20 protein-coding genes, 1 tRNA gene and 1 riboswitch are annotated in these 18,414 nt (G+C 27.2%); of the genes, 14 read left to right on the top strand and 7 right to left on the bottom strand.

The window, feature by feature from the left end; genetic code table 11:
- Nucleotides 1-22 precede the first annotated feature (22 nt).
- Nucleotides 23-850, top strand: a complete 828-nt coding sequence (panB, locus tag GCL60_RS06650; RefSeq protein ID WP_153419465.1) for a 3-methyl-2-oxobutanoate hydroxymethyltransferase — start codon at nucleotides 23-25, stop codon at nucleotides 848-850.
- An 8-nt stretch (nucleotides 851-858) separates the two neighbouring features.
- On the top strand, nucleotides 859-1,128 hold the full coding sequence (locus tag GCL60_RS06645) for a (2Fe-2S)-binding protein (RefSeq protein WP_153419463.1): 270 nt from the start codon (nucleotides 859-861) through the stop codon (nucleotides 1,126-1,128).
- Nucleotides 1,129-1,247: 119 nt separating this feature from the next.
- On the opposite strand, the gene GCL60_RS06640 is transcribed toward GCL60_RS06645, so the two are convergent.
- A tRNA-Trp gene (locus GCL60_RS06640) sits at nucleotides 1,248-1,323 on the bottom strand.
- A gap of 101 nt (nucleotides 1,324-1,424) precedes the next feature.
- Between GCL60_RS06640 and dut the strand changes: the two genes are divergently transcribed.
- The 7 genes from dut to GCL60_RS06605 all read left to right on the top strand — a co-directional run bounded on the left by dut (nucleotide 1,425) and on the right by GCL60_RS06605 (nucleotide 5,788).
- Nucleotides 1,425-1,880 carry a dUTP diphosphatase gene (gene dut, locus GCL60_RS06635; RefSeq protein WP_153419461.1) on the top strand — a complete coding sequence of 152 codons (456 nt, stop codon included), beginning with the start codon at nucleotides 1,425-1,427 and terminating at the stop codon, nucleotides 1,878-1,880.
- A gap of 119 nt (nucleotides 1,881-1,999) precedes the next feature.
- The gene (locus GCL60_RS06630; protein ID WP_153419459.1) at nucleotides 2,000-2,338 is read left to right on the top strand and encodes a hypothetical protein; all 339 of its coding nucleotides are present in this window, start codon (nucleotides 2,000-2,002) and stop codon (nucleotides 2,336-2,338) included.
- A gap of 121 nt (nucleotides 2,339-2,459) precedes the next feature.
- Nucleotides 2,460-2,708 carry a hypothetical protein gene (locus GCL60_RS06625; RefSeq protein ID WP_153419458.1) on the top strand — a complete coding sequence of 83 codons (249 nt, stop codon included), beginning with the start codon at nucleotides 2,460-2,462 and terminating at the stop codon, nucleotides 2,706-2,708.
- Nucleotides 2,709-2,723: 15 nt separating this feature from the next.
- A complete protein-coding gene (locus GCL60_RS06620) occupies nucleotides 2,724-3,218 on the top strand; it encodes a type II 3-dehydroquinate dehydratase (RefSeq protein ID WP_153419456.1) in 495 nt (164 codons plus the stop codon).
- Nucleotides 3,211-4,137, top strand: a complete 927-nt coding sequence (locus tag GCL60_RS06615) for a hypothetical protein (protein ID WP_153419454.1) — start codon at nucleotides 3,211-3,213, stop codon at nucleotides 4,135-4,137. The genes GCL60_RS06620 and GCL60_RS06615 overlap by 8 nt, the downstream gene beginning before the upstream one ends.
- Complete coding sequence (locus GCL60_RS06610) at nucleotides 4,134-5,207, top strand: type I phosphomannose isomerase catalytic subunit (RefSeq protein ID WP_153419452.1); 1,074 nt, start codon at nucleotides 4,134-4,136, stop codon at nucleotides 5,205-5,207. Before GCL60_RS06615 ends, GCL60_RS06610 begins: the two co-directional genes overlap by 4 nt.
- Entirely contained in the window at nucleotides 5,207-5,788 is a 582-nt protein-coding gene (locus GCL60_RS06605) for a hypothetical protein (protein WP_153419450.1), read from the top strand. Before GCL60_RS06610 ends, GCL60_RS06605 begins: the two co-directional genes overlap by 1 nt.
- A 16-nt stretch (nucleotides 5,789-5,804) precedes the next feature.
- Here GCL60_RS06605 and GCL60_RS06600 read toward each other — a convergent pair whose 3' ends face one another.
- A complete protein-coding gene (locus GCL60_RS06600; RefSeq protein WP_153419448.1) occupies nucleotides 5,805-7,766 on the bottom strand; it encodes a hypothetical protein in 1,962 nt (653 codons plus the stop codon).
- Between the two features lie 166 nt (nucleotides 7,767-7,932).
- Nucleotides 7,933-8,439, bottom strand: coding sequence for a GNAT family N-acetyltransferase (locus GCL60_RS06595; RefSeq protein WP_153419446.1), 507 nt, complete (start codon nucleotides 8,437-8,439; stop codon nucleotides 7,933-7,935).
- Between the two features lie 475 nt (nucleotides 8,440-8,914).
- Between GCL60_RS06595 and GCL60_RS06590 the strand changes: the two genes are divergently transcribed.
- From GCL60_RS06590 to GCL60_RS06580, 3 genes are all read left to right on the top strand, one after another.
- The gene (locus GCL60_RS06590; RefSeq protein WP_153419444.1) at nucleotides 8,915-9,961 is read left to right on the top strand and encodes an FUSC family protein; all 1,047 of its coding nucleotides are present in this window, start codon (nucleotides 8,915-8,917) and stop codon (nucleotides 9,959-9,961) included.
- Between the two features lie 411 nt (nucleotides 9,962-10,372).
- Nucleotides 10,373-10,933, top strand: coding sequence for a hypothetical protein (locus GCL60_RS06585; protein ID WP_153419442.1), 561 nt, complete (start codon nucleotides 10,373-10,375; stop codon nucleotides 10,931-10,933).
- Nucleotides 10,934-11,072: 139 nt separating this feature from the next.
- Nucleotides 11,073-11,831, top strand: a complete 759-nt coding sequence (locus GCL60_RS06580) for an amidohydrolase family protein (RefSeq protein WP_153419441.1) — start codon at nucleotides 11,073-11,075, stop codon at nucleotides 11,829-11,831.
- Nucleotides 11,832-11,847: 16 nt separating this feature from the next.
- On the opposite strand, the gene GCL60_RS06575 is transcribed toward GCL60_RS06580, so the two are convergent.
- The 3 genes from GCL60_RS06575 to GCL60_RS06565 form a co-directional block, all read right to left on the bottom strand.
- Nucleotides 11,848-12,849: a hypothetical protein gene (locus GCL60_RS06575; protein ID WP_153419439.1), complete on the bottom strand. Its 1,002-nt coding sequence runs from the start codon at nucleotides 12,847-12,849 to the stop codon at nucleotides 11,848-11,850.
- Nucleotides 12,850-12,939: 90 nt separating this feature from the next.
- Nucleotides 12,940-14,145, bottom strand: coding sequence for a coproporphyrinogen-III oxidase family protein (locus GCL60_RS06570; protein WP_161998107.1), 1,206 nt, complete (start codon nucleotides 14,143-14,145; stop codon nucleotides 12,940-12,942).
- Complete coding sequence (locus tag GCL60_RS06565) at nucleotides 14,142-15,629, bottom strand: aminotransferase-like domain-containing protein (RefSeq protein ID WP_153419435.1); 1,488 nt, start codon at nucleotides 15,627-15,629, stop codon at nucleotides 14,142-14,144. Before GCL60_RS06565 ends, GCL60_RS06570 begins: the two co-directional genes overlap by 4 nt.
- A gap of 233 nt (nucleotides 15,630-15,862) precedes the next feature.
- Between GCL60_RS06565 and GCL60_RS06560 the strand changes: the two genes are divergently transcribed.
- Entirely contained in the window at nucleotides 15,863-16,099 is a 237-nt protein-coding gene (locus GCL60_RS06560) for a hypothetical protein (RefSeq protein WP_153419433.1), read from the top strand.
- Nucleotides 16,100-16,221: 122 nt separating this feature from the next.
- Nucleotides 16,222-17,232 carry a chitinase gene (locus GCL60_RS06555; RefSeq protein WP_153419431.1) on the top strand — a complete coding sequence of 337 codons (1,011 nt, stop codon included), beginning with the start codon at nucleotides 16,222-16,224 and terminating at the stop codon, nucleotides 17,230-17,232.
- A 23-nt stretch (nucleotides 17,233-17,255) separates the two neighbouring features.
- On the opposite strand, the gene GCL60_RS06550 is transcribed toward GCL60_RS06555, so the two are convergent.
- Entirely contained in the window at nucleotides 17,256-18,041 is a 786-nt protein-coding gene (locus GCL60_RS06550; protein ID WP_153419429.1) for a substrate-binding periplasmic protein, read from the bottom strand.
- Between the two features lie 117 nt (nucleotides 18,042-18,158).
- Nucleotides 18,159-18,386: riboswitch (cobalamin riboswitch) on the top strand.
- Nucleotides 18,387-18,414: the final 28 nt, after the last annotated feature.

The raw sequence follows: 18,414 nt of genomic DNA, 5'->3' as shown, positions 1-18,414 counted from the left end.
TTCTAATATAAAAGGTTTATATATGGTTTATTCAGATACAACAAATCTAGGTGGCTCAGTGAAAAGAAAAAAAATTCGTATTCATGATCTCATTGAGAAAAAGAAAAATTCTGAAAAAATTTCGTCAATTACTTGTTATGATGCATCTTTTGCACGAATTATAGAAATGTCGCAGATTGATTTTGTTTTGGTAGGAGATAGCTTGGGAAATGTAATCCAAGGAAAAAATTCTACTCTATCAGTTACCTTAGAAGAAGTTGCGTATCATGTTCGTTGTGTAAGGCAAACTATTAAAACTCCGCTTTTAGTTGGAGATATGCCTTTTATGACGGCAGGTATTAACAGACATGAAACGATGCATAATGCAGGACTTTTAATGAGATCTGGAGCTGAAGCTGTTAAAATTGAAGGGGCAACGCCTGAGATATGTGATCAAATTCACTTTCTTTCCAATAACGGAATTCCTGTTATGGGACATATTGGGCTCATGCCACAAAGTGTGAATGCTTTAGGGGGGTACCGCATCCAAGGTAAAAATGAATTGGATAAAAAACGTCTTTTAAAAGAAGCAAAGGCTTTACAAGATGCAGGCTGTTTTGCCATTGTTCTTGAGTTAATCGTTCCTAGTTTAGCAGAAGAAATTACAAATTCTGTTAAAATCCCTACAATTGGAATTGGCTCTGGAAATCAATGCGATGGGAATATTTTAGTATTGCAGGATATGCTAGGTATGAATAAAGATTTTAAACCAAAATTTTTAAAACATTACTTAAAACTAGAGGATACAATTAAAGAGGCTATGAATGATTATTGCAAAAGTGTTCAAGAAAAAAATAGTGAAAATGAGTAGTATTTTAAATGATTGAAAAAAAATTAAGTATTGAAGAAATAAAAGCAAAAATAAAAGTTGTTTGTATTTGTAAAGGAATCAAACAAGGCAGAATATGTGAAGCAATTCAAAACGGTGCTGATACTATTGAAAAAGTAAATAAACAAACCGGTAGTGGCGATGGAGGCTGCAAAGCGACTCGTTGTGGACCTGTTATAAAAAAATTATTAGAAAATAATGGTAAAATAATTTTAGAGCCCTATGAAACAAAAGTGGATGATGATGATCTTGATTTTTAATTTTATCTTTTTAAAGTAACTTAATCCGTTTTTAAATAAACAAAATTGTATTTATATTTATTATTTAATTTGTTTTGAGATTTAAATTTGTAAAATGAAAAACAAAGGATTAGAAAAATTGGCAGGCCAGGAGGGACTCGAACCCCCAACAAGCTGATTTGGAATCAGCCGCTCTACCATTGGAGCTACTGACCTACACAAGTTACTTTCGATATCAGTTGCAGACTGTCAGGTCAAGCTTTTGCAAGGTCTGAGGGTCTTAAAAAATAACCGTTTTAGCAAATAAGGTGAAATTTATGTTGAAGTTAGAGCATTCAGGTACAGGTGAAATATTTTATGCGACAAAACAATCTGCTGGATTTGATATTTGTTCGAACGAAAATACTACTGTGAAATCAACGGAATGGGCTCTTATAAAAACAGGATTGCGTATTGTAGAATCCTTAGGAGCTCAAAAATTAACTGTAGGTAACGAGCTTTTAAGCGTTATTCCTGAAATTCAAATTAGGCCAAGAAGTGGTCTAGCTTTAAAACATGGAGTTACGGTTTTAAATTCACCAAGCACGATTGATGCCGATTACCGTGGAGAAATTATGGTAACTATTGTAAATCACTCAAAAAATGATTTTACGATTCACAAAGGAGATAGAATTGCTCAAGGAGTTTGTGCTTTAGTCGTTCAACTTCCTGGAATTACAGTGAAAGAGGTTGAAAGAGGAATTGGTGGATTTGGTTCGAGTGGTAAAAACTAAAAATTTGTGATTTTTACAAAAGAGTTATTGACTAATCAGTCAATATAAGTTAGAATCTCATAACTCAAGAAATGATGCTATTGGCAAGATATTTTTCATCGGATTCAGGAGCTTATAGAATGAGCAAACTTTCTGGTAAAACATCTAAAATAAACCAATCCTATTCAACAGATGAAGAATCTGTTGTTTCGCTTGAGAGAACAATCTATTTTATCCCTGATAATGTCCCTTCAAATCAAATCGTATTTTCAGCTGTTAAAAATATTTGTGGAACTTTTGATGACGTTCTTGTTTATTTAGAGTCTGGAAAAGTAGATAAAATTATTTTTCATCCTCTTACAAACTCTCATACTCGTCGTCAAATTGTTCAATGGGCAAAAATTTTTAACCCATCTATTCAAGAACAAATAACAACTCATTTCCCATCAAAATCTTGTGGGTCAAATCAAGTTGCTTAATTCATAAATTCATATTTTATATATCGGAATCATTAAGGAAATATTTGCATTCTGCAAAGCTTGCCCTTTATTTTAATGTTGTTAATATATAATTTAATAAACATTTTAAAGGGTTTATTTCATGAATGATTTTGTGTTTAAAAAAAATTATGAACGCCTTAAAAAATTTCATCGAGTTAAATCATTAAAAGAAATATTAAATATTGAATTTTCATCTCGTGTATTTGAAGATGAAACCATAATTAAAATTAAAGAAAATATAAATAATTATAAAAAGAGGGAACAAATTCGTTTAAATAAAATAGATATTTTAACAAAGTTATTGGAAAAAATAGATTTAAAAATACATCAAAAAAAAATTCTTAATTAAAAATAGGTTTATTAAATGAAAATAGTTCTTTTTGTTAACGGTCCTAATCTTGGTATATTAGGAAAGAGACAAACTCAAATATATGGTTCTGAGACTTTAGAAGAGATAACAAAAAAAGTTAAAAAAATTGCCGAAAAAGATGGAATATCATTACAGGATTATCAAAGCAATATTGAAGGTGAACTCATAAATTTTTTAAATGAAAAATATATTAAAAATGTATATAATAATGGTGTTAAAAATAAAAATAACAATTCAAAAATAGTTGGAGTTATCATAAATCCAGCAGGCTATTCGCATACAAGTATTGCTCTTCGTGATGCTCTTGAAGTATTTAAACAAGAGAAAATTCCAATAATAGAAGTTCATATTAGCAATATTTTTTCTAGAGAAGAATTCCGACATATGTCATATGTCAGTCCTATTGCAACTGGAGTCATTTCGGGGCTAGGATCGTACGGGTATGAGGTTGCATTAAATAAAATTATAGAAATGGAAAAAAATGCTTGAGCATTTGCTGAAAATGATTTCTTTGGAAAGTTTATTATTTTCTTTTAAAGAACGTGATTTATTTCAAGAATTTAATATACATCAAGAGGCCTTAGCTTTAAGGCAAGCAAAAATCTCAAAAATTTCGGATTCAGATATTTTAAAAAGTATTCTTCCAAAAGATTTATCAAGTAAAATGTTTGGTTCTGGGAACTTAAATTTATTAGCATTTATTTTTGCTTTAAGACATAAAATATTATTGCTGAATTGTTTATTTCATTTATCCGCTTTAAAACAAAAAAATAGTTACCTTTTTCAAGAGACAAAAAATGATTTTTCTTTGCTATTTGGAGATCATTTTTTTGAGTATTATACATTATTTTTTAAAATGCTAATTCCTCAATTTTGGGGTAAATCTAAACAATTGCCTATTTTAGGTTTTTCAGCAGTTGGTTGTCACTTTGGCATGAGAGAGGTTACTTATTGCAGAGCGTTTGATGCTTACAACCTTCCCTATTGCCATAATATTACTCAAGATGTCTTTTGTGAAGAACATTCCATTGAAAATTTTTGGAAACAAAAGATAATTGAAGAGTCTTCTGTACAAGCAAAACTTTCACAGTTTTATTCAAATCCAATTAATTTTTCTGAATTTGATGAAGAGTCATTAAGAAAACTAGTGGAAAACTTTTTTCGCTATTTTGAACGTTCTCAAAATAATTTATTTATTCTACCCATTGATGAAGAGAAATTAAAATTTTTATTAGGATTTTATAGCTTTTCTTCAATTGAAGATTTAAAAAAGGAAGGAGGAATGGAGTTGCGAAGACGTTTTATAGAAATGGCTAAACATTTCCATCCTGATGCTGGTGGTTCTCACGAACTTTTTCGTGAAGCAAGAGAAAATTATGAGTTTTTACGAGAGATTTTAATAAAATGAAAAAAGCTTTTTATAAGATGTCACCTTTTAACTTCGTCCCTTTTAAAAAAACCCCTTGGGGAGGGAAAAAAATTTCTCAACTCAAAAAAAAATATTTTAATGAATCCATTTCAGAAATTCCTAATCAAATTGGAGAAAGCTGGGAAGTTTCAACAGATTTAAATTTCCCATCTTATGTTACGTTAAATTCAAATCAAAAAATTACATTGAATGAACTTTTAAAAGATAAAGCACAGTCTATTTTAGGGACAAAAATTGCCGAAAAATATGGGAATCATAGTCCTCTTTTATTAAAATGGTTGAACGCAGATGATCTTTTATCGGTTCAACTTCATCCCAAAAATGATAATAAACTATTAAAAGAAGATGAATGTGGTAAGCCTGAAAGCTGGCTTGTATTAGATGTAGAAATGAATGGCTTTGTTTATTTAGGCTTTAAAGAAGAGTTAACAAAAGATGAAATCATTCAATGTTTATTAAATGATGAAGCCGAAAAATGTTTGTATAAATATGAACCCAAAAAATTAGATTATATCTCTGTTCCTCCAGGATGTGTCCATGCGGTAGGATTGGGAGTTTTTATAGCTGAGCCTCAATATGTTTTACCAAAAAAATCAGGAAAAACTTGGAGGCTTTCTGATTGGTGCCGCTTATATGATGAAAATGGGATTAAATCTGAAAAAGGAAAACCAAGAGAACTTCATGTGAAAGAATCTCTTGATGCAATTGATTGGAGTTTACCAAGAGGTAAAAAACTTGAAAATTTGCTTATTCGCAATATGAAAAATTCAAAACCATTTTTAGGCGACATTCATAATCCTTTTGCTCTTCAAGTTTTCACAAATAACAATGACGTTAATTACGAACCTTTACAAAAAAATCAGTTTTCTATTGTTACTGTATGGGGGGGTGAATTAATATTAGAGTCAGAAAATGAGAGATTGATAATGTGTGCAGGAGAAAGTGCAATTATTGCTTCTGATACTAAAAAAGTTTCTCTGAAGTTGCAGAATAAAAACGGAGATGAAGCTAATGCTGCTATTTTTGCGCTCAATGACGAGGTTCTTTAATGGCATTTATAAATGAAGCCACTGGCGATATTCATTTTAAAATTTTATATATTGGCAGTCAAAACTCAGGTAAAACTACAAATTTACAATCTATATTCTGTGAGAGTTTTGAAAATGAAAAAAAACGTAACAACACAGAAGTTCTTATAGATTTACCAAGGAATACCTTTTTTGATTTTTTACCTGTAAGTTATGGAGCAGTAGCAGATCGTAATGCGCGAATGCATTTATATACTCTCCCTTCTCACCAAATATGGCCTAGCGTAAATATAAGTCTAATGCTTGGTGTTGACGGAATTGTTAATGTAATTGATAGTCGTGTTCGTTATTTGGATAAATATGATTTACAACTATTACAAGTTAAAAAACTAATGGAATCTTTGCAAATTGATTATAATAGTATTCCATTTGTGTATCAATTTAACCATACAGACTCATATGACGCTCTGCCATTTTCTACTTTGAAAAAAAATTATCAATTTAAAGATGAAGATTGCTTTGAAGCCATTGCCTCTCAAGGAGTAGGAGTTATGCCTACTTTTCTAAAAATAGCAGAAAAAATTATTCAAAAAATTATATAGGTGTAAATAAATATTATTATTTATAATCAGAATAAATTTTTCTATAATAATCATAAATAGAATAAAATGCAAACTTATTAAAAAATTGATTGTCATTGTATTTTTTTACTTTGGATAAATGTTGAGCTTTATAATAATTATCCGCATATACTTTTGCTGCCTTGTTTAAATTAAAGTTTTGATAATAATTTTTGTTAATTTTAAAATTTTTATTTGAAACGTATGCATGATAATTTATCATATCTAATGAAGTAACTAGTTTATTATTATTTGTATCAATTATCTCATAGAGATTATTTTCTTTATTTTTATTAAAGTACCATTTAAAATGATCGTTTATATTTTTTATATTAGAGCAATAATCATTGCCAATTTTGTTTATATTTAATGTATAACTACCATAATTTCCAATGTATGAATAATAACATACTAAAGGAGAAATTGTTCTCATTCCAAAATTTGAAAATAATAAATTCAAATTTGCATTATAATAATTAATATATTCTTTTAAATTAACTAATGAATCTGCTTTTACAGATCCATAAACACTAGGATAAATGGTGTAATTTTCCTTTTTACCTAGCCCTTTTATTGTAGCTTCTATTGAAAACTGAATAATAGGTTTAGAAATTTTTTCTTCAATTTCATGGTAGTTTGAAATAATAACTATAGGATATTGGTCATTATTTTTTTTCTCAAAGAGATATGGGGTTCCAAGATAATAATATAATCCTACTCCTGTTCCTTTATATGTGTATAAGGCAAAGCTTGAATCAGAAAACTTTTTAATTTTCCATATTTGCTCAATTTTGTTTAAATCGCATATTTCCATTTTTAAATAGTCATTTTCATATTCACTTTTACTTAGGCAGAAATATTGGTTATTTTCATCTCCATTTGATCTTGAAATAATTTGCCCAAATTGTGTGTATATAAATTCATTACTAGTAGAATTATCACATGAATCAGTATAAAGATAATGATCATTATGAACTAAGCATTTTTCATTTTTATTCGATTCTTTTATTTTAATTTTTAACTTATTATTTTCAAATATTTTTTTAGGACTATCTATTATTTCTTCTTCTAAAAAATAAGGTTTTTTGCATTCGTATTTTTTGTTTAAATCTCTTTTATATCTCATTGAAAGATGATTTTGCAGAGGCCGAATTTCAATTTCACAATGCATTTCATCAGAGTTTTGTAATGCATTTGAAATTTCACCAATTGGATAATTATTTAAGTGAACTGCAGGAACAAGATTGGTATCATAATGTGGATTTGGAATTGTTATTCCTTCAATGAAATCCATTATTTCTAAATCAAATTCATAACGAGTAGCAGAAACAATATTGCGTGTGCTAATTCTTCCAATCGCAGCAAATTCATTTGTATTTGTATAAAGTGAATAAAGATTATCTAATTGATGAAATCTTATTGGGTCATCAAATGCAGAATTTAATTCACGTTGATAAGTCTCTGTCACACTAACAAAATCTTCATTAGGAATAATTTCATAGACATAAAAATAATTTCTTCTCCAAGGGCTTTCTTCATTAAAAATATCTAATAAAGCTGACCTTCTTGCATTTTCAATAACATAATCTTTATTTGCTGAAGTGCTTATAAATGCACTAGGATTCTGAAGTTGGCTTGTAGCGGTTTCTGTTACGCTTAATTCTGGTCGATTTAAATTTAAAAGAAGATGATTTGTTAAATCTAAACAACGTTCTCTTGAATTAAATTCTCTGTCGCACATTTGTCTTTCAAATCCTAGTAAAAAAATAAAGTCCGCATCTGTAGGTGTTGCTCTATATACTCTTTTGGGAGCCGCAAGTTTTTTTGAAAGAAACAAATTTGAGTTTTTATTTTCTATTTCAAAAGTTTGTGCATACGATATGCAATTTGAAAATACTATTCCGTAAATAGTTAACGATTTAAAAAGATCAATAGGTTTTTTTAATAAAAAAAGATTCATTATAATATCTCTTATTTTTTTGATTTGATTATAATTATATTCAAAATGTGATTAAGGCCGATCAATTATATAGACAATTGAATTTTTAATTTAATGAATTTTGTAATTTTGTCAAATTAGATAAGTTTTAATATTTGAATTTTTTTTATATAAATGGATAAAAAATCTATTTAATTATTTTTGCCATTATATATTCATCAATATAATCTTTTTCATTTTCTCTTTTAAAATACTTTTCTAATCTCCCTTCGATCTTAAATCCCAATTTTAAATAAAAACTTAATGCTATAAAATTATCTGACTCAACAAATAATTCTATTCTTTTTATTCCTTCTTCTTTTAAAGAAAAGATTAATAACTCTATAAAATAATATGAGTAACCTTTACCTTTAAAATCTGAAGATGTAGCTAAATTGCCTAGAATTGCAATATGACTAGTTCTTCTTTTTTTCTTAGTAATGATGCAGGTAGATATTATTTTAGAATTTATTTCGAGAATATATAATATTCCATTTGATAATATTTCATTAAATAAACTTTTAAAATTTGTTTTACTAGTTATTTCAAAATTTAAATATCTATTATTTTTATCATCCATATATATGTCATATAAGATTTCATAATCTATTAAAGATCCTACTCTCAATAAAAGATTACTTTTATTTTCTATCATGGAAATAAATTCCTATTTATTTAATTATTACAAATTAAAATCACAGTAAATTTAAGTTTATTTGATTTATAAAATTATCAAATTAAACTTAAATTTACTGCATCTTTGTTATGAAAAATCCTTCCTAATTATTGTGAAGGATTTTTCATAAAATGAAAATATTTCCCTTTGAACTCTGTTTGACGGATAATAAATGATTTCAAAACAGAGGAAAGATTATTTTTAATTGTAAAAAAAATAGACATTTCGATTTTAAGTTAAACTTATAATTTTATGCAATAAAATATTTAAAAAAAATGGTAGTCAATAATTCGCAATAAATATTTTATATGCTAAATCAAATAGTCTTAATTTTTTAAGACTATTTTTGCAGTCTAGTCTTTTTTTCTTGTTAAATAAGAATGAATTGCAAAACCTCTTTATATATATTTTAAAAAAAAAATTAAGTATAATAAATAAAAAAGGGGCTTCTTAAATGTTATATAAATGGAAAGAAAAGTACTTTCATATATCAAGGTATAATTTTTACTTTGGTTTATTAACCGGTATTGTTGTTTGTCTTTTTTGCATGTTTCATGTTTATACCAAGCAAACAGAGTTATACTTAGTTATAGCGGCTTTTGCTGCTTTTGTGATTGCCCTGCTTTGTTCCAATGTCTTCCATTTTACCATTCAAAAAAAAATAAAATATTCATTTTGGTTATGCATCTTAGCAAGCATCACAACAGGACTAGGGAGTTACCTTCAATTTAACATATTTTTTGTAACTATCGGAATTGTAGTTTTAATGATTCTCCTAGCTTTATCTACTTTAGGAGGAACAGGTTTTTTTACAGTGTTATTATTGTCTTCAAGTCTTTTTATAATTGGCACTGGCTTTTCAGCAGACAATATCATGAGTGCATTTTATAATGCTCTTTCTTTTTTTCTAGGTTCAGGAATCATCTTTAGTTTACTTATTGGTTCTGCTTTTTTAAAGCGGAAAAAATTACATCTAAAAGAAACATTTAAATTGCCTCATTTTCAGCCTATGACATCATCTGTTATTATTTATGCTTTTCAATTAATCAGTGCTGTTTTGATTACATATTATATATCGCAGTACTTAAATTTTCCTGATGGATATTGGCTTCCTATGACAGCTCTTCTCGTTTTAAAAATAGATCAATTTGATTCTTTCCAAAGAATAAAGCATCGGTTTTTAGGAACGGTACTGGGAAGTTTGGTTTCAATACCTATAAGTTTTATTACAGATAAATATATTTTATCACTTTTTATGATACCTATTTTATTATTTGTTGTATTAGGAGCTTCTAAGCATTATGGCTCCTTCACTTTATTTTTAACTGCGATGATTTCTATTATAATGAATATTGCCTCAAATAAAGGGATTTTTATTTTATTTTACCGTAATTTAGATACCTGTTTTGCAGTCCTCTGTGTTGCTATTATACTTCTGTTAACAAAATTTATTAGATTTCTTATAATGGCAAGAAAATCAAAAAGGGTTAAAAAATTATAACTATCTTAAATTAATTAAATAATTCTTTTGTTTTGTTATTGATAACGAATCTCATCTTTAAAAAGAAGAGATTTGTTACTTTTTAAATAATTTAAATTTTTAATAAAATTCATCAAAAATTTTTAACTAAAGTTAACAACTGCTTCTGAATTTATTGTAGATAAGATTTTAATTTTAAAATTATTACAAGTTTTAATAAAAATTCAATATTTTATATTTATTTAATTTTAAAAAAATATAAAATCAGAGTAAAAAAAAGGTTTGGTATAAAAATTGCTTTAGTAAATTTTGTTATTATTTTAAAATAATAATTTAATTTTATATATATTATTATTTTTAATATAACAGATAAATTTAATTTTTTCTCTAATTAAGTTGATGTTTAACTATTTTTTATTAAGGGTTATGATGATGAAAAATAAAATATTATCCTCCTGTTTATTGGGTATTTCTTCTTTCTTTTCATTTTCTGCTCACGCTGATTGGGACTTTACGAGTTTAGATTGGAGGGGCTCTTATTTATTTTGTGTTAATGAAGACAATACTTATAATTGGAAGTGGGCAAAAGAAAACCCAAAATTTTCTATGTTTCATAAGAAAGGAACATTAGAAAGTAGCAGAGGTATATGGGTAAGAGGAAATTTAGCATTTAATAAACATGCGGCACCCGTATTGGATGTAAATCATATTTTTGAAAATGTTAAAGAAGCAGGGGAATTTTGTACAGCTCTTGTAAATGAATGCAAAAGTTTAGATGATTCTAATAAATTTTCACTTGTTGGAGTTGCTTCTTATTCAATTCCATATAGCAGTTGGGGGTTAGTGAGTGTTAAATATAAGTCTGGTGAAAAAGTTGAAGTATCAGGTAAAGAAGAAGATAAGTTGAAAACATCTTCATGTCAAAACTGGAATTATAAAGAGTTTCCAAATGAAGGTGGCGCTTATTTAACATTGGGTAAAATATATAAATAAGTAACAAAAAAAATTTCCAACATTATTTTAAATAATTTTTAATATTATAATTGATTTTTATCAATTATAATATTAAAATAAGTAATGATTTAGGTTCTTTTTTTTTAAAGATTTTGTCTTTAAATAAGGGTTGCTTATTATGGAACAATTTAAAATTTTTGATTCTCACTTTCATATTATAGATAAAAAATTTCCTCTGGTTGAAAATAATGGATTTATGCCGGAAGAATTTAATGTGGAAAACTATAAAACCACAGTTAAAAATTTAAATGTAGTCGGTGGAGCTGTTGTATCTGGTTCCTTTCAAGAATTTGATCAGTCCTATTTAATTAATGCTTTAAAAATATTAGGCGAAAAGTTTGTTGGTGTTACTCAAATTCCAAGCTCTATATCAGATGAAGAAATTATAAAATTACATAATTGTGGAATTAGAGCAATTCGTTTTAATGTGAAACGAGGTGGTTCTGCATCTATTCATGAAATTGAGAGCTTTGGAAACAGAGTTTATGAACTTGTAAAATGGCATACAGAAATTTATATTGATTCAACAAATTTAAAAGATCTTATTCCAAAAATTTCAAAATTAAAAAAATTTTCAATAGATCACTTAGGACTTTCTAAAGAAGGTTTAGAGTTTTTAAAAAAACTTGTAGAAAAAGGAGGAATCGTTAAAGCAACTGGATTTGGTAGAATTAATTTTGATCCTATTAAGGCAATACATGAATTAATTAAAATTAATCCAAATTCTGTTATTTTTGGAACAGATTTACCTTCTACTCGCGCTCCCATTCCGTTTAGCGAAAATGATGTAAAAAAAATAATTAATAATTTTGAAACTAATGATATTCATAATATTTTATTAAATAATGCAAAATATTTTTATAATATTAATATTTAATTTTAATATTGGTGCTTTAAAATATCCAACCAATTTTTAAAATATTCCAATAAGGTAATGGATATTCTTTAAGTTTTGTTGTTATTGAGTCGCTTAATTGATTTGATAAAGCGGTATATTCTGGTGAAGCAAAAACATAAGATGAAAGTGATTGGGCTGTAGGGTCGGTAAATGTTGTTGAGGTTGTTACTGTAGAATCTAAGGTCAATTGAACTCCAATTTCTGTTCCAATGGCAAACCAACCAAAACTTCCGCTCCATGTTGCAAGTAATCCCATTTGAGGAGTCCAGTATATAGAATTTATAGTAATATTTTCATTAAATGGAGTAGATATTTTTGTAGGATAATTTGGAATGGTTACATTAAGTGTTCCTGTTGAATAAAGATTTATGAGTCTTCTTCCATAAGAAGCTCCTATAAAAAAACTACCCCCAAAGGGAAAAATACTTATTTTTCCTTCAAGCTGAGAATAAGATAAGGTTAAGGTATTAAATTGAAAATCTTGTGACTGAGAATTTAAAATTGATTTAATATTAGAAAATCTGAACATATCAAAATTATTATAAAAACCATAACTCACAGATAAACCAATATATCTAAAAATCTTAGATTCAATGCTAATATTTGGACCCATTAATATTCCAAAACCAATCATGGGACCAATTCTAAAAGGACCTAAAAGACCTTCATCTTTATCTTCTGGAGCCTCTTCTTTTTTATTAGAATTTTCTTCTTTTACTTCTTTTTTCTCTTCTTTTTCTTCTTCATTATCCTCTATGGGCTCATTTTCTTTTTTCATTTGATTTTGATTCGTTGTTGAATTTGATGGAACGTTTTTTTGTTTTTTAACACTAGGCAATTTTTGATCTATAAAAGGGTTATCGTTTATAATTGGGTTTGTTAAGTTATTTTGTAAATTTCTTTGTGGCAGTGGTATTGTTGGATCAACTTGAGCATAAGAATTTGATAAAAAGCAAATAAAAAATATAATTATAAATATTTTCAATAAGCCTCTCATAAAATATTCATCCTCAAGAATCTTAATATATTCTCAAATTGATATAAAAAATATAATTGTATCTTTCAGTATTTTATGGAGAGTAAAAATTTAAATCAAGGAGATAAAATCTGCAACCCAGGAATCACCTCTTATTTTTTCTTCAGGGCTTAAGGATATTGAACGCTCAGAAAAAAGAATTTTTCCTTCATGAATTGCTCTATTTATTTTTGAATTATTTAATAAAATATTTAAAATATCATTGTTACCACTATATAATTTAAGCCAATCTAAAGGAATTCCATTTGGTGTTCTTAAAAGTGTAAATATCATTTCAGATATATAATCTTGTTTACTTCTTGGTGTTTCATAATGGATAGAAAAATTTTTCATCCTTTCATTTTTGTCAGAAAAAATAAGTTTATCATTTCCTGGTGCGTAAGACGCTTCAGATTCCTCGCCAATTTTGTAACGAATTCCATATGGATATTCTTTTGTTGAAGGAAGTAAGCCATGCGAACCCGTTCCAATGCCAATATATGGCATACCATACCAATAAATATTATTGTGTTTTGTATCTAAAGATGAAAAATTACTAGTTTCATGTTGTTGAAAACCAATTGATTTACATTTAGATAATATTTCATAATATTCTTGAACCGCAATGTCATCGTTGGCAAAATCGGTTTTTGCAAATAAAGTTCTTTTTTCAATTGTTAAAGCATAAGCGGATATTCCAGATGAACCTGCTTCATATAAAGATTCAATTTCATCTTTAACCGATATTGTTCTAACTCCATTTTTTAAACCATAAATAAGATCTACTTGAATATTTTTAAAACCGGCATTTTTTGCCCATTTTATATTATTTAATATATTTTCTGGAGTATGTTTTCTGCCTAAAATTTTAAGTGCATTTGAACAAAGAGATTGAGCTCCTAATGTAATTCTATTAAATCCAACATTTAAATAATCCTCAAAACGTCGTTCCAAATTAGTAAGAGGATTTGTTTCTAGAGTGGCTTCTTCAATATAGAAAAAAGAATTTAATATATCAAAAAGTTCTTTATAATAAGATGCTTCAAAAAGACCAGGAGTTCCACCACCAAAATATACTGTAATATGTTTATTGTGATATTCAGGGATATTATCTATGAAAAATTTAAGTTGAATTTTTAGTTCATTAAAATATTCAATAATATCTTTTTTGGTGAATTTTGATGTTTTTATAAAGTCACAATAAGGGCAAATATGTGGGCAAAAAGGAATATGAAAATAAAAACCAATTGTTGCTTTTTGCGATAATATATCAATCATTTTTTTTGTATCCATTTTCTTGAAGAAGCATTTCTCCATATCGTAAAAATTGTTTCTAATGAATTATAAGTTTGAACGGGTTCAAGATTAGCAAAATTAATACGCATAAAATTGCAATTTATTTTGTTAGGGAAAAAATAATATCCAGGTGCAATTGCAATTTTTTTCTCGAATGATCTTTCTTCAATAACTTTTAAATCTTCCCCTTGAGGAAATTCAAACCATAAATGCATTCCTGCTTCTGGGTGATTCCATTTTGATCCTTGAGGAGAAGTCTTTTTTAGCATAGAAATAAGAGTATCTCTTTTTGACCTGTAGCTATCCTTTAACTTATGAATATGTTTTTTTAAAATCCCTCTTATACACATTTCATAAACAATTTGCTGGTCAATTAAAGAAGTAGTAATTTCATGATAGGTTTTCATAAGAATTAATCTTTGAATTTTTTCATTATTTGATGCCAAATATCCAATCCGTACTCCTGGGGCAAATATTTTAGAATAGCTTGAAATATATATTGTATGATTGAATCCATCCATTGCTGAAAGATATGGTGGCACAAAATCATCATAATTGAGCCCTTTATAAATATCCATTTCTATTATAATTGCATTAACTTCTTTTGCTAAATTTATAATTTCATGTCTTTCAACAGAACTTAAAATACCTGATGTTGGATTATGGCAATTTGAATATAATATAAATATTTTTGGTTTTTTATTTTTAATTTCAGACTTAATAGCTTCGCATAAATTAATTTTTTCAGGTGTTCTTTCTAAATATATATGTTTATACTTTTTTAATATGAAAGATGAAAAATAAAATTCATAGTTTGGTGCTTCAATGACAATATAATCATTAGGAGATAAATATGTGTTAAGAACAATATTTAGTGCTTGTATTGCGCCATTGCATATTAAAACTTGTTCGGCATTAAATATAGGCATTCCTTTGTTTTCAAGTTCAAAGGCAATAAACTCTCTTAATGGGAGATATCCTTGTCTATTAGGATATTGATAAATTATTGAATTATTAGAAAAAATAGTTCTTGTTATCCCCCTCAGGTCTTCCATTATTCCTAAGTTTTTAGGAATATCATTTCCACCTAAATTCGTAATGCTTTCATTGGAATAATAAAAAAGAGGTTGATACGAAAAGTCTTGAGCTGATATTTGTGGATCTTGGTTTAAAGCAGTAACGGTTTTATCAGAAATGCGTTCATATTTTTTTTGTGGCTTGTAAATAACATAATAACCACTCCCAGCTTTTGCCTTAATGTAGCCACCATCACAAAGTTTATTATAAGCTGTTATGACACCTATTTTATTAATTTTTAATGTCAATGATAAATCACGTATGCTTGGTAATTTGGCGCCAACTAAAAGTGTACCGGTTTGAATAGCTCTAATATATTGTTCTACTATTTGATCTGAATATGTTTTATCACTTGAACTATCAATATAAATTTTTCTAAAACCAGCCATTGATTTCTACCCTTACAAACACTTAAATAAAAAATATAAATTAAATGTATTTAATTTTTGTAGCATTATTGTGTCATAATTACCAGTACAGTTTCAAAAAAAACATAGGTACAGTTTTTTCTATATAGGCAATTCTGTATCTATGAAAGTTGCAAATATAAATATAATTTAAGTCGATGACTTTCCAAATCGATTTTGATTTGAAAGTAACTATTTTAGAAAAGAGGTGTTATATGAAAGAACATAATCATTATGACTTTCATTCTGTTTATTTAAAGTCTCAATCAAGAGGAAGTGAAAACTGGGAACGTATTGAAGGAGTTCAAGACGCAGAAGCACGTTTGTCTCAAACTTCTTTAAAAAATTCTATAAATAAGAAAAAGTCAAACCATAAACTCTTAAAAAGAGTTACTAAAACAACTTCTATTATACCTGGTGCAGTTCGCCAAATCATTCGTTTTTTTAAATAAACTAAAAAATAATTTGGAAAAATTTCATATCAATATTTTGACAAAAATAAAAAATAAAATTTCATCTTAAATATAATTTACACTCTATATAAATTTCCTAAATTTTAAATATGGAGATATAAATGAGCTTAAATTATTTCAAATATTACTTATTATTATTAAATTTTATTTTTTTAGAAAGTATTGCTTTAGCAAATATATTAAATCCAAAAATAAAAATGACACCATATGATGATATTACAGTTGGAGCTATTTGGAATGATTGGCAGAACTATCCAAACGGAAGGCCGTTAGATCTTGTTCCAATAGCAAATGAAACAAGTACAGATGAATTTGTTTTAGCATTCCTCCAATCTATAGAAGGAAAATGTAAAGCTGGGTGGGCTGGAATTTCAGCCATGTCTGTAGATTCTGGGTGGGGAAAATTTCTTACAGATAAATTAACAGAAAATAATAAAAAATATTCTATTTCATTAGGTGGTGCAAATGGATTAAATTTGGCTTTTACATGCGAAATTAATGAATTATTAGATATATATGAAAATATATATCTGGTTTATCACCCTAATGGATTGGATTTTGATATTGAGGGCAGCTTTCAATCTGATTTTAAGTCAATCGCAAAAATGTTAAAAGTTATAAAAAAATTTCAGATAAATCATTCAGAAACAAAAATAACATTTACCTTAGCTACCATGCCTGAAGGTTTAACAGCAGAAGGTGAGTGGTTAATTAAAGCTGCTAAGTCAGAGGGAATTCATTTTATAGTTAATATTATGGCTATGGATTATGGTTATTCTTATAATCAAAATATGGCAGACTATGCAATACAAGCAGCGAATAATTTATTTTCATTTCTAAAAATTCAATATTCAAATTATTCAGATTACGACATTTGGCAAATGATAGCAATAACGCCAATGATTGGTCTAAATGATGTAACGACAGAAAATTTTTCTCTTCATGATGCAGATAAATTAAAAACGTTTGCAAATCAATTTAATATAGGCGGGCTTCATATGTGGTCTGTTAAAAGAGATAATCCTTGTTCATCATCTTTTGTTTTACCAACATGTTCAAGTAATAATAATCAGAAAAAAAATTATGAATACTTAATGCATTTTAATAATTAAATATTTAATTTGTAAAATAATTATTATTCTTCGGCGTTATATTTTTTTAAAATTAGATTATATTCTGGGGTTTTTTTAAAATTATTTAATTCATTGCTAAATGAAATAGCTCTATTTTGAGCTAATTGCTGTTCCTCTTTACTCTTATTTAGTTTTTTAGAAAAAGCGATATAATTTCTTGATACATAGATACTTGGTTTTAAATGAATAAAATATTTTCTCATTTTTTCTTTTTTCAAAAGAATATCAAATGTATAATATTCTCCAAAATAAACAGGCATGCGTTCTTTTAGCATTTTTTGTAATGTAGTACTTTCATTGTTACTATATTCAAGATTAAATGAGCTTTTTGTGATTATATCTTGATAATAAAATCCTTTAATTAATCCTAATGAGGAAATACTTTGCGCAAATTTATTAATATCACCATCGTAAAATATTTTATCTTTATTTTTTGCTAAAATCCAAAAATAGAAATTACTTTGTGATAATAAAGAATTTTCAAACCATAAGTATTTATTACGTTCTGGATTTGGTGCAATATAACTAATGGCATCAACATCCCCTTTTTCTGCCATAAGTTGGGCTCTTGACCAAGGATAACTTTCATATTTATAAGTCCAATTTAATTTTTTTAAGACCGCTTGAATTAAATCTACATGAACTCCAATAACTTTTGAGTTTTCTGTAAATTCATTGGGTGGATATTCTCCATCACCGCGGACGATATATAAGCTTTCATTTTTTGCAAAAGCGATTAATTTAAAGTTAAAAAAAATAAGTATAAATAAAATTTTTTTTAGGTACATTTTTAATGCCTTAATCTTTAAAATGGTTATCAATAAATATATTAATTTCAAAATGTTTAACTTGTCAAAATTGTTTTTATACTTTTGATAGAATTTGACATGATTCCTTTCTTATGACAAATGTTTATTGTTGATGGTTTTGTAAATTTTATAAAGAATCAAATCAAAATAAAATTGTACAAATTAAAAGGGAATTTAGTGAAAGTCTAAAACTGTCCCGCAGCGGTGTTAAAGAACGAAATTTGCATTATGGCACTGGGAAACTGGGAAGCCGCAGAAAGTAGAAAAACTTATTTTTAAGAAAAGCTTTTAAGTCCGAAGACCTGCCATCATACGTCCTTTGTAGACGTTTATAGATAAAGATCCGTGGGGA

Source organism: Silvanigrella paludirubra, from assembly GCF_009208775.1.
Lineage (GTDB): Bacteria > Bdellovibrionota_B > Oligoflexia > Silvanigrellales > Silvanigrellaceae > Silvanigrella > Silvanigrella paludirubra.
The sequence above is the reverse complement of the archived record's forward strand: the minus strand, read 5'-3'. Positions and strand labels throughout refer to the sequence as shown.